The 12,175-nt window shown below is 64.9% G+C and carries 10 protein-coding genes and 1 pseudogene; 8 read left to right on the forward strand and 3 right to left on the reverse strand.

The window, feature by feature from the left end:
* Positions 1–48 precede the first annotated feature (48 nt).
* Positions 49–687, reverse strand: coding sequence for an NAD(P)H-dependent oxidoreductase (locus DIR46_RS08370; RefSeq protein WP_109344825.1), 639 nt, complete (start codon positions 685–687; stop codon positions 49–51).
* Positions 688–966: 279 nt separating this feature from the next.
* On the opposite strand from DIR46_RS08370, the gene DIR46_RS08375 reads away from it, so the two are divergent.
* On the forward strand, positions 967–1,953 hold the full coding sequence (locus DIR46_RS08375; protein ID WP_109344826.1) for an OmpA family protein: 987 nt from the start codon (positions 967–969) through the stop codon (positions 1,951–1,953).
* Positions 1,954–2,081: 128 nt separating this feature from the next.
* Here DIR46_RS08375 and DIR46_RS08380 read toward each other — a convergent pair whose 3' ends face one another.
* Entirely contained in the window at positions 2,082–2,789 is a 708-nt protein-coding gene (locus tag DIR46_RS08380) for a GntR family transcriptional regulator (RefSeq protein WP_109344827.1), read from the reverse strand.
* Positions 2,790–3,105: 316 nt separating this feature from the next.
* Here DIR46_RS08380 and DIR46_RS08385 point away from each other — a divergent pair, with 316 nt between their 5' ends.
* From DIR46_RS08385 to DIR46_RS08400, 4 genes and pseudogenes are all read left to right on the forward strand, one after another.
* Entirely contained in the window at positions 3,106–4,635 is a 1,530-nt protein-coding gene (locus tag DIR46_RS08385; protein WP_109344828.1) for a Rieske 2Fe-2S domain-containing protein, read from the forward strand.
* A gap of 53 nt (positions 4,636–4,688) precedes the next feature.
* Positions 4,689–5,696 carry a PDR/VanB family oxidoreductase gene (locus DIR46_RS08390; protein WP_229446546.1) on the forward strand — a complete coding sequence of 336 codons (1,008 nt, stop codon included), beginning with the start codon at positions 4,689–4,691 and terminating at the stop codon, positions 5,694–5,696.
* Between the two features lie 81 nt (positions 5,697–5,777).
* On the forward strand, positions 5,778–6,611 hold the full coding sequence (locus DIR46_RS08395; protein WP_109344829.1) for a class II aldolase/adducin family protein: 834 nt from the start codon (positions 5,778–5,780) through the stop codon (positions 6,609–6,611).
* A 102-nt stretch (positions 6,612–6,713) separates the two neighbouring features.
* Positions 6,714–8,027: pseudogene (locus tag DIR46_RS08400) on the forward strand (MFS transporter).
* 65 nt (positions 8,028–8,092) lie between these two features.
* Here the strand turns inward: DIR46_RS08400 and DIR46_RS08405 are convergent.
* Entirely contained in the window at positions 8,093–9,178 is a 1,086-nt protein-coding gene (locus DIR46_RS08405; protein ID WP_307719133.1) for a porin, read from the reverse strand.
* Between the two features lie 226 nt (positions 9,179–9,404).
* Here DIR46_RS08405 and DIR46_RS08410 point away from each other — a divergent pair, with 226 nt between their 5' ends.
* From DIR46_RS08410 to DIR46_RS08420, 3 genes are all read left to right on the forward strand, one after another.
* Positions 9,405–10,103: a dienelactone hydrolase family protein gene (locus tag DIR46_RS08410; RefSeq protein WP_109344830.1), complete on the forward strand. Its 699-nt coding sequence runs from the start codon at positions 9,405–9,407 to the stop codon at positions 10,101–10,103.
* A 176-nt stretch (positions 10,104–10,279) separates the two neighbouring features.
* Positions 10,280–11,251: a TerC family protein gene (locus DIR46_RS08415; protein WP_109344831.1), complete on the forward strand. Its 972-nt coding sequence runs from the start codon at positions 10,280–10,282 to the stop codon at positions 11,249–11,251.
* Positions 11,252–11,423: 172 nt separating this feature from the next.
* Positions 11,424–12,173: a DUF6345 domain-containing protein gene (locus DIR46_RS08420; RefSeq protein WP_109344832.1), complete on the forward strand. Its 750-nt coding sequence runs from the start codon at positions 11,424–11,426 to the stop codon at positions 12,171–12,173.
* Positions 12,174–12,175 lie beyond the last annotated feature (2 nt).

A 12,175-nucleotide genomic window follows, 5' to 3' on the forward strand; every position in this document is an offset into this window, starting at 1 on the left:
CTTTTTTCATTTCCCATGCCTGGCGTGTTGGCCAGGACGTCAGCTTACCTACGCCAGCTCGGTGACGAACTCCGAGAACGGGCGACGCACCTTTTTCAGGTCGACCAGCCAGTCTCCTTCATCCGCACGGTAGCCGATAGGCAGGAGGATCACCGAACGCAGTCCCCGCTCACGCAGCTTCAGGATCTCGTCGACCTTGGCAGGATCGAACCCTTCCATCGGCGTGGCGTCCACTTTCTCCTCGGCCGCGGCGATCAGCGCACTGCCGAGGCCAATATAAGCCTGGCGCGCGGCGTGCTCGAAATTGGTCTGGGCGTCGCGTTGCGGATACGTCGACAGCAACTGCTGGCGGTAGGCTTCCCAACCTTCGTTCCTGAAGCCGCGCTCGGCGTTCACCAGATCGAACATCGCGTTGATGCGCTCAGCCGTATAGTTATCCCAAGCGGCAAACACGAGCAGATGCGAAGCCTCCGTCACCTGGGCCTGGTTCCAGGCATGCGCCCTGATCTGTTCGCGCAAAGCCTCGTTCTTCACCACAAACAGCTCGTACTGTTGCAACCCACTGGAACTGGCCGTCAGGCGCACCGCTTCAAGAATGCGGTCGAGCTTCTCTTTGGCCACCTTTTTAGTGGGATCCATTTTTTTGGTGGCATAACGCCATTGCAATGTTTGCAGGAGGTCGGACATGCAACATTCCCTTCTATGTGAGTGAATAATGCGCCATGATGCCCGACCCCGAAGTTTCTTGCCGAGCACCGTCCCATTTTTCCGCGACGCGGCGTCAAGAACAGGGGGCGCCTTCTGTAAGCCATTTCCGCTGGCGTTCTCCTCCGATGTAGCTCCATGGCTAAGTACGGCAAGCTCAAGCCCGAGAACTCTGGACGATTGTCCTTTGGTCTGATTGAACGATGAATATCTCTCCCTTAGGATGAAATTCGCAAACCCAGGTTTCCCGGGAGGCGCCCCATGATCCTCGCTCACCTATTTCATCATCCGTCACGCGCGGTGGCGGGATGCTGTCTGCTTGCCCTGTCCGCGTGTTCCAGCCAGGAGTTGAACCACCAGCTTGCCACCAGCCGGGAGGCGGTCGATCAGGCGCAGATGGCGGGTGCACAGGAAAACGCTCCTGCGGACTTCGGCGCCGCGGCCGACAAGCTGGCCGGTATCATCGCAACGGGGTGCGCGACCTCCCCGCCGTCATCCGAGGTGGCTGCCGCACGTGCTGCAATCGACAATGCCGGGCAGGCCATCGACCAGGCGTCAGCCGATCCCCGCGTGGTCAACTACGCTCCCAGCGAACTCGAACGCGCAACCGCTTCACTGCAAAAGGCGAAGACGGCGTGGAACGACAAGCACGACCTGACGGCCACGCAGCATTTCGCTTGTCTTGCACAGCAGCGCGCGGCTACGGCGCAAGAATTTGCCAACGAGCGTGCTGCGGAAAATACCGTGAGGGTCGCAGCGGCAGAACTCAACCAGACGTTGTCGGTTGCAATGACACAGCGACGCAGCCAACCGAGCGTCATCGCGGAGCTGGCGCGCAAGGACCTGATCGGTTTCGCCCCCGGTAAAGCGACAATCCCGGCCAGCGCCAAGCGCGCGCTCGACGAATTGGCCGCCACATTGAAAAGCAATCCCGAGCGCGAGATCGTGATCGAAGGGCATACCGACAATGTCGGCAGCCCCCGTTACAACCAGGCCCTGGCCTTGAGACGGGCTGAGGCGGTACGTGACTCCCTGCTCCAGCGCGGGATTGCTTCCAGCCGCATCGCGGTCCGGTCTCTCGGCCAAGAGAATCCGGCATCGAGCAACGCCAGCCGGATCGGGCGCATGGAAAACCGGCGCGCCGAGGTCATCACCGGGGACACGGGCATGCACATGGTGGGATCATCGCAAATCTCCTCCACGCAGTCGAGCGAGGAAAACGGGCGGTCCAGGCAGCCCGAGCGATGACGTCAGGAACACGGATCCTGGTGCGGATGGCTTAGTCTCGCCCCATCCACAGGACTGGAAAAGCCAGGTACGGTGCGCCGGTCCGGCTTTTTGCGCCTCGCTTGCCGACAGCGCGATCGCGCGCACGTTCAGCGCGCGCGCCCCCCGGCGCGATTGCCGCCGGCGGCCTGCGGCGCGTTCAGCACTTCCCCCAGACGCTCGAGCAGATTGCGGCGCGCGAATTCGGCATGCTGCTCGGACAGCTGACCAGCCAGTTCCACCTGGCCAGCGGCGATCGCACGAGCAATGCCTTCGTGTTCGTCCCAGATCGACTCGCGCTGCCCGGCCGACTGCAGCGCCGCGCCCATCACGCGGCGCAGGTGGACCCAGTGCAGCTGGGTGGTCTCGAAGATCAGCGGATTGCCGGAAGCGCGGTAGATCGCGGTATGGAAAGCGATATCCGCATCGATCATGACCTTGACGTCGCCGCTCCTGGCCGCGCGCCGGCCGGCGGCGATGATTCCGGGGCCGAGGTCGATCTTCTGCGCCGCCGCCAGCCGCGCCGCCAGCGCATCGAGGGCGCCCCGAACCTGGTACAGGTTGCCGATCCACTGCGGATCCATGCCGGCGATGAGCACGCCGCGCCCGGGCGCATCCTGGATCAGCCCATCCTTCTTGAGCAGGCGCAGCGCCTGCAGCACCGGCGAACGCGACACGTTCATCTGTTCCGCGATCTCTTCTTGCGTGATGCGGGAGCCGGGCGGCAGCGTCCCGGCGCTGATCGCGTCCAGCAGGTTCTGGTAGACCTCGTCGACCAGGTCGGGACGAGCTTGAATCTTGGTAAGTTTACTTAGCATGTCGGCACCTTTGTATTCAGTATACGTGCAAACGGAATGAAGTCAATTGCTGCGCCGCGTCAGCAAAATATGCGCCCACGCGGCATCAAAACGCTTGACTTTGAATCCGCAAGAATGGATTCTGTATACAGAACACGGAACACACAGAGTCATGGATAAAACCCATGAAGGCTCCATACGATCAGGCTGGTGATCTCGTACCGGTGCGCCCGCGCCGGACTGAAGCGATAACTGATCGTCCAAAAAATTTTGCCATCGCATTTTGTATACAGAGTACTGAATACCCTGCACCCGTGAACCCGGAGGAGACCCACCCATGAATACCCGAGACAAAGTCGCCGAAGCCGGCGCCCAGCCAACCGTCAAGAAGCTGATCCCGTTCGGCGGCTACCACACCAGCAAGGTGCCGGGCCACGACCCTGAACTGACCGAGGTCGGCCCCGGCACCCCGATGGGCGAATACATGCGCCGTTTCTGGCATCCGGTCTGCATGTCGCTGGAGCTCACCGACACCCCGCACTTCCTCAAGATCCTGGGCGAAGAACTGGTCGCCTTCCGCGACGGCTCGGGCCGGATCGGCCTGCTGCACGCCCACTGCGTGCACCGCGGCGCCTCGCTCGAATACGGCGCGATCCAGGAGAAAGGCATCATGTGCTGCTACCACGGCATGGTGTTCGACATCGACGGCACCTGCCTGCACGTGCCCTTCCCCAAGGGCGAGGAGAAGGAGGCCGAGAAGTACGCATGCTCGATCAAGCAGGGCGCCTATAAAGCCTTCGAGCGCCATGGCCTGGTGTTCGCCTATATGGGGCCGCCGGAGGAAGAGCCGCCCTTCCCCGAGTGGGAGGGCGACTTCACCGTGGCCGAGGGCGACGAACTGGTTCCGTATTCGAACTTCCAGCACTGTAACTGGCTGCAGGTGCAGGACAACGCGGCCGACAACTTCCACCCGACCGCCCTGCACGCGGCCAAGAACGTCGTCAAGGGCCAGTACCAGGGCACGACCTTCGACGAGGTCGGCGCGGCCTCGATGGAAGTAGCGCCGGACATGCAGTTCATTCCGGTGCACGGCGGGCGCGGCCTGGCCTGCGCCGGCGCGCGCCGCGTCAACGGCGACAAGCTGTTCGTGCGGGTCCAGCACCAGGTGCTGCCCAACCTGAGCCTGCACGCCTACACCTCCGAAGACGGCTCGAACAAGAAGCTGTTCTCGCGCTTCCACATCGTGCGCTGGACCGTGCCGGTCGACGACACCAATGCCAAGATGATCGGCTGGCGCGTGATGGGTCCCGGGATCGATACCCGCGGCGTCGGCAACAAGGAGATGGTCGGCTACGAAACCATCGACTTCCTCGAAGGCCAGGTGGCCATGCGCCGCCCCGAACGCTTCGGCAAGTACAAGCTGGAAGACCTGCCGCCGATTCCATCGGACCACCGCGCGCGCGCGAACTACAAGGAATGCCAGTACGCGCCGGGCGACTATGAGGCCATCATCAGCCAGCGTCCGATCGCCGTGCACGCCCTCGAGAATCCGACCAAGTTCGACGCCGGCGTGTTCATGTTCCGCAAGCTCCTGCGCGATGCCGTCCGCGGCAGCAATCCGGCCGCCGGTCCGCAGCAGTTCGCCGAGTGGCTGCGCGAGTCGGGCGGCATGCCCAACAGCTACTGCTCGGGCAATGTGCTGGAGGTGAAGGAAGGGGCGACGGTCGAGGAAGAAGTGGCGCAACGCCGCCACGTGACGCGCCAGATCGTGGCCATCATCACCGAGAGCGAAAAACTCAAGGGCGACGAACGCGCCGCCTTCGTGCGCCAGCGCTTCGACGAACTGGAAGGCTCGACCCGCAAGTAAGGCGGGCGGGCACCATGGGCCCGGGATGCGTCCGGGCCGCTCAGGAGACAAGCATGGAAATGACACAGACCCACATCAATCCGGCCGACACCCCGCCCGACACCCGCCTGTCGCTGCTGGTGCGCCAGATCCGCTTCGAAGGCCGGGGCATCAACTCATACGAGCTGGTGCACCCGCAGGGCGAAGACCTGCCGCCGTTCGAGGCCGGCGCTCACATCGACATCCACCTGCCGAACGGGATGACGCGCCAGTACTCGCTGTGCAATGCGCCGTGCGAACGGCACCGCTACGTGATCGCGGTGCTGCGCGACGAGAAGGGCCGCGGCGGCTCGAAAGCCCTGCACGATATGCTGAAGGTGCAGGACATCGCCAGCGTCGGCGCGCCGCGCAACAACTTCGGCCTGGCGCCGGGCGCCCGCAAGGTCATCCTGCTGGCCGGCGGCATCGGCGTCACGCCGGTCAAGTCGATGGCGCACGCACTGGAAGCCCAGGGCATTCCCTTCGAGCTGCACTACTGCGCGCGCAACCGCGACTGCGTGGCCTTCGGCGAACAGTTCGACGCGCACTGGGAGCATGGCAGCGTGCAGTTCCATTTCGACCACGGCAAGCCTGGCGAGGGCCTGGACATCGCGGCCCTGCTGAAGGACCCGGGCGACGACACCCACCTGTTCTACTGCGGCCCGGCCGGCTTCATGCAGGCCTGCGCCGACGCCAGCCGCCACTGGCCGGCCGGCGCCGTCCACTTCGAGCACTTCAAGGCACCGGAGCCGGCGGCCGACGCCTGCGCGCCGGCGACGGCCGGCGCCTTCCTGCTCAGGATCGCCAGCACCGGCGCCGAAATCGAGGTGCCGCCCGAACGCAGCATCGCCGAGGCCCTCGAACAGGCCGGCGTGCGGGTCGAGACCTCCTGCCAGGCCGGCCTGTGCGGCACCTGCAGGATCCGCTACCTGGAAGGCTCGGTCGACCACCGCGACTACATCCTCGGCGCCGACGAGCAGGAGCAGTGGCTGACGGCGTGCGTTTCGCGCGCCACCAGCCCGGTGCTCGTGCTCGACCTCTGATTCCATTCCATCCGACGGCCACGCCGCAGCGCCCGCATGGCGGCGGCAGGCCTTGCGCATTACCCTACCGAAGGAGACAGCATGCTGGACAAAGTGAAACCCACGACCGCCCAGGCGGCCCCGATCTCGATCTACCAGCCCAAGCAGAGCGGACTGATTTATCCGGAGATCCCCGTATTCGACAACGTCGCCGACGAGCGCCAGCACCGCAAGGAGCGCCTGGTCGCGGCCTGCCGCGCCTTCGCCCAGCACAAGTTCGACTATGGCTTCGCCGGTCACCTGACGGTGCGCGACCCCGAATTTCCGGAACTGTACTGGACCAACCCGATGTGCGTGCACTTCGACCAGGTCAGGATCTCGAACCTGATCCTGGCCGACCACAAGGGCACCGTGGTCGAGGGCGACTACGCGATCAACCGCGCCGGCTTCGTGCTGCACGCGGCGGTGCACGAAGCGCATCCCGATATCATGGCCATGTGCCACGCCCACACCGTGTACGGCACCGCCTTCGCGGCGCTGGGCCGCCCGCTCGACCCGATCAGCCAGGACGCCGCCGCCTTCTTCGAGGACCACATCGTGATCCGCGACGAGGCCGGCCAGGTGGCGGTGGAAGAAAAGGCGGGCCTGGCGGTATGCGACTGGTTCAAGGACGTCAAGGCCGCGATCCACCAGAACCATGGCCTGCTCACCGCCAGCCGCCACAGCATCGAGTCGGCCGCGTTCTGGTTCATCGCGCTGGAACGCTGCTGCCAGCAGCAGTTGCTGGTCGAGGCGACCGGGATCGCGCCGGTCATGGTGCCGCCGGACCGCTCGCGCTACAGCCGCGAGCACGTCGGCAGCGACTACATCGGCTGGCTGCACTTCCAGCCAATCTGGGACCAGTTGAAGCGCACCCAACCTGATATGTTCGACTGAAGAGGAATCGTTTTCACCATTGTTGCACGCCGCGCCGGGACAACCCGAAGGCACATGACGGTGCCCTGGCGCGTATTTCATACAACAGCAGGAGACAAGACAATGTTGAGTTCTACTTCCGCGGCGGGGGTCGCGGCTACCCGTGACGAAGAAGGCGCCGTCTATGCCAAGGTGATGTGGCGGCTGCTTCCCTTCCTGTTCCTCTGCTATGTGTTCGCCTATCTCGACCGGGTGAACGTCGGCTTCGCCAAGCTGTCGATGATGAACGACCTCGGTTTCAGCGAGGCGGTCTACGGCCTCGGGGCCGGCGTGTTCTTCGTCGGCTATGTGCTGTTCGAGGTGCCCAGCAATATCGTGATGCTGAAGGTCGGCGCGCGCTTCTGGATCACCCGCATCATGGTCACCTGGGGGATCATCTCGGCCTGCACCATGTTCGTCAACACGCCAACCCAGTTCTAAGTGCTGCGCTTCCTGCTCGGGATGGCCGAAGCCGGCTTCTTCCCGGCCGTGCTGCTGTACCTCACCTACTGGTTCCCGTCCTCGCGCCGCGGCAAGGTGACGGCGCTGTTCATGACCGGCATCCCGATGTCGGGCGTGATCGGCGGACCGCTGTCGGGCTTCATCATGGCCTCGATGGTGGGCGTGGGCAGCCTGTCCAACTGGCAGTGGCTGTTCCTGCTGGAGGCGATCCCGACCGTGCTGCTGGGGGTGGTCGCCTTCTTCTTCCTGGACGACCGCATCAAGGACGCCAAGTGGCTCGATGCCCGCGAGAAGGCGCTGCTTGAACACAATCTGGCCCAGGACGCCCAGGGCAAGCACCTGCACAAGCTGCGCGACGGCCTGACCAATCCGCGCGTCTGGCTGCTGGCCATGATCTACCTGTTCTTCACCATGGGCCTGTACGCGATCAGCTTCTGGCTGCCGTCGATCGTCAAGGACAGCGGCGTGGTCGACCCCTGGCACATCGGCCTGCTGACCACCATCCCGTACGCGGCGGCGACCGTCGCGATGGTGATGACCGGACGCAGCTCGGACCGCCATGGCGAGCGGCGCTGGCACCTGGCCCTGGCCGGCTTCGCCGGCGCCATCGGCCTGGTGTGGAGCGTGCTGTACGCCGGCAACACGACGATCGCCCTGATGGGCCTGACGCTGGCGACGATGGGGATCATGACCACGATCTGCCAGTTCTGGACCCTGCCGCCGACGATCCTCACTGGCGCGGCGGCCGCCACCGGGATCGCCTTCGCCAACTCGGTCGGCAGCTTCTCGGGCCTGATCGCGCCGTCGATGCTGGGTTACGTGAAGACGGCGACCGACAGCACCGGCAACGGCCTGCTGGTGATCGCGGCCTGCCTGGTGATCGGCGGACTGCTGGTGTTCACGATCCCGGCGCACCTGGTGTCGCGCAAGAAGTAGACTGGCGCAGGCACGATCGAAAGGCCCCGCTGCGGCGACGCAGCGGGGCCTTTTTTGCTCGCCTGTCAGAAGCTGTGGCGGATGCCGACGCTGGTGGCCCGGTCGCCCGTGCCGGATTCGATGGCGCTGCCGACCGTATAGCTGGCGCCGTTGCGGTTGTCGATGCGCGACCACGCCGCGTGCAGCTCGGTGCGCTTCGACAGCGCGTAGCGGTAGCCGAGCGCGAACTGGCTGGCGTCCTGGTTGCGCGCGCCGCGGTCGTCCTTGTGGATCCACGACGCCATCAGCGCATGCTGGCCGAACGGCACCGTCAGCCCGAGCAGCGCATCCTTGCTGTCGGTCGATGCGAGCGGCGCGTCGGCGTAGCCATAGGGATTGTCATTGTTGCGCCACACCGAGCTGTTCAGGCCACGGTTGCGGCCATAGCTGGCGTGGGCCTTCAGGATGCCGAAGTCGTAGACCGCGGCCACGATGGCGTTCCTGGCGTTCTCCGTATTGCGCAAGGCGGCGGTGTCGTTGTTGCGGTCGTGGTAGCCGAAGCGCAGGCGCAGCGGACCGGACGTATAGTCGAGCGCCATGCCCAGCTGGCGCCCGCTTTCGCGGTCGGCGGCGGTTTCGCCGGCGGCGGCGACCAGTTCGAGGACCACGCCGTGCCGCGTCGGCGACACGTACTTGACCGTGTTGTCCATGCGGCTGAAGGAGTTGCCGGTCACCGCCAGCATGTTCTTCGAGTCGCCCACGTAGCCGGAACCGAAGGGATCGGCCATCACCGTCGTCATGTAGTGCGGCGTGTACTGGCGGCCGACCGTCACCGTGCCGAGCCGGCCCTGCAGACCAACGTAGATCTGGCGCCCGAACAGCAGGCCGCCCTGGCCCATGGCGCCGGTATCGGCCTGGAAGCCGCTCTCCATCAGGAAGATGGCCGACGTGCCGCCGCCAAGATCTTCCGATCCACGGATGCCGATGCGCGAGCCGGCGCCGACCCCGCTGCTGAGCTTGGTGAGCTTTCCGGCGCTGCCTCCGGCTTCCTGGACCATGGCCACATCGACCACCCCGTACACGGTCACCGCATCCTGGGCCGGCGCCGGCGCGCCGGTGGCCGCCAGCAATGCCGCGGCCAGGCATCGGCGCCTCGTCTGCATCGTTTTCATTGTCGTCTCCTGGTTTTTTTGGTTCCGGCAAAGGCATGCCGATGCGGGGACCCATGGGATTCATATACAGTATTCTGTATACAGAACCCATTGTGCGAGGAGCGTGGTGCGGTGTCAAGAACGCGAACCTGTTCCGATCCCGCCATCGGCCTTATGATATGTCTCGCAACGGCCGGTCGCATGCATCCCACCGGCTGGCATCCACCTTTCAACCAAGAGGAATCCCATGTCCGAAACCCTCACCGTCACCACCGCCGACCGCGGCTTCGACTGCTACGTCGCGCGTCCCAATGTCGTGGGCACCTACCCTGTCATCGTCGTGCTCCAGGAAATCTTCGGCGTGAACGGCGGCATCCGCAGCATCGCGGACAACTACGCCGCCAAGGGCTATATCGCCGTCGCCCCCGACCTGTTCTGGCGCACCGACCCGGGCATCCAGCTGTCGGAGGCGAACGAAGCCGACGTCGCCAAGGCCTTCTCGATGTACCAGGCCTATGACTTCGACCACGGCGTGCAGGACATCGCCGCCACCATCAGCGCCGCGCGCACGATGGAAGGCAGCACCGGCAAGGTCGGCGTCACCGGCTATTGCCTGGGCGGCCTGATGACCTACCTGGCCGCGGCCCGCACCGATGGCGACGCCTTCGCGGCCTATTACGGCGGCGGCACCGACCAGTACCTGCACGAAGCCAAGCACATCGGCGCTCCCCTGCTCTACCACCTGGCCGGGGCCGACGAATACATCGGGCCGGAAGCGCAGGAAAAGATCAAGGCCGCGCTGGAAGGCAAGGCCGATGCCGAAGTGCATGTGTACCCCGGCCGCCAGCACGCCTTCGCCCGTCCCGGCGGCAGCCACTACGATCACGACGATGCGACCCTGGCCAACAGCCGCACCGACGAGTTCTTCGCCCGCACCTTGCGCTAGGCACGCGATCGCCCGCCGGGCGCCATCCCGGCGGGCGCCACCGCGCGCTGCGCGTCCCTGCGCCGGTCTGCACGCAGGCAAGCTGTGATGCACGTGACATTCGCCTGGGAGGCATGATCTAATACCAACGCTGCCAGTCCCGGAACCATCCGGTCTACCTTGCCTTTGGAGAAATCATGCTCGAATCGGCCGGTACCCCCACTCTGTATCTCTCTTTTTCCGCCCTCGTGGTCGTCATGCTGGCGATCGACTTCTTCGGCCTCAAGACCGCCGGCGACCACAAGGTAGGCACCCGGGAGGCGGCCCTGTGGTCGCTCGTGTGGATCACGGTCGCCCTCGCCTTCGGCGGCTGGTTCTACTGGTACGTGGAGGGTATCGCCGGGCCCGTCGTCGCGCGCGACAAGGCGCTCGAATATCTCACGGGCTACCTGATCGAAAAATCCCTCGCGGTCGACAACGTGTTCGTCTGGATCACCCTGTTCAGCTTCTTCAGCGTGCCGCCCCAATACCAGAAGCGCGTGCTGATGTATGGCGTGCTCGGCGCCATCGTGATGCGCGCGATCCTGATCTTCCTGGGGGCCCTGCTGCTGGCCCGGTTTCACTGGATCCTGTACGTATTCGGCCTGTTCCTGCTGTATACCGGCATCCAGATGCTGATGTCGGCCGGCAGCCAACCCGACCTGGCCGACAACAAGGTGCTGAAGTGGCTGCGCGGCCATATGCGCATCACCGACGACTACCATGGCGAGCGCTTCTTCGTGATGCGGAACGGACTGCGCCATGCCACGCCGATGTTCATTGTGCTGATCATGGTCGAGATCACCGACCTCATCTTCGCGGTCGACTCGATCCCGGCCATCTTCGCCGTCACCAATGACCCCTTCATCGTGTTTACGTCGAACGTGTTCGCCATCCTGGGCCTGCGCGCCATGTACTTCCTGCTGGCCGACATGGCCGACCGCTTCCACCTGCTCAAATACGGCCTGGCGGCGATCCTGATCTTTATCGGTATCAAGATGCTGTTGCTCGACATCTACAAGATTCCCACCGGTATTGCGCTCGGCGCCGTCGGCGCCATCCTGGTCATCTCCGTCATCGCCAGCCTGGTCACGACCAGGCCGCAGAAGACCCCGCCACCGGCCCCCTGAGAGTCGACGCCGCGCAAGCCCGCGCGGCGCTTCTGTCCGGCTGGAACGCCAACCCTGCCGAAGCCTGATCTTCGCCAGAGCCGCCGCGTTCGCTCCGACTACTGTATCCCGAGCCCCCCGCCGTACCCATCAGGGTGTGGCGCATGGCTTCCTGACACGAAAGGAGAATCTCATGGCGAGGTTCGGAGTCGAAGCAATCCGGTATTTCAACCATGCGCGCGCCGCCGGCGTGAGCACGGCGGGAGACCTGACGTACACCTTTAACAGAAGCAATGGATTCGACAGCGCGCTGCGCTCGACCGGCCACACGCGCGCCTTCTACTGGGCCAATACCGACGTCTGGGAAACCGATCTCCGCGACGTCGACCAGGGCGGCAGCGACCGCAACTGGGTCGACGACGTCGACCTGTTCTGGATCGAAACGCACGGCAATTCCGAGGCCGACGGGCGGGCGCGCATGCTGTACGACATCGCGCATGGCGAATGGCGCACCTGGTCCGACGGGTGGCAGCTGGGCGAGGACTGGAACAGCGAATGGGTGATGGCCTACTCCTGCCACACGGTCAACCTGGACGCCGTCACCGGCTTGTGGAACATCTTCGCGCGCCTGCACATCTATTGCGGCGCCTGGGGCGATATGGTCGACGGCATCACCACCGACGAATGCGGCGAGGACGTGGCCGACAACCTGGTCGACGGCGACACCGTCTCGGGCGCCTGGCACGACGGCGTGTCCGACTGGTGGGTCGACAACCATCCGGTCACCGTCTGCGTGGGCGACGCCGCCACCTGGAACGGCGGCGCCATCCGCTGGGATCTGTCCGCCCTGAACCGCGACCACCTGTGGGGCCACGGCAGCGTGAGTTCCGACCTGGCGCCGGCGCAGCAGGCATGTCTGTTGTGGAAGTGGACGGAGGGCTGAAC

The organism is Massilia oculi, assembly GCF_003143515.1.
In the GTDB taxonomy this organism is placed as follows: Bacteria; Pseudomonadota; Gammaproteobacteria; order Burkholderiales; family Burkholderiaceae_D; genus Telluria; species Telluria oculi.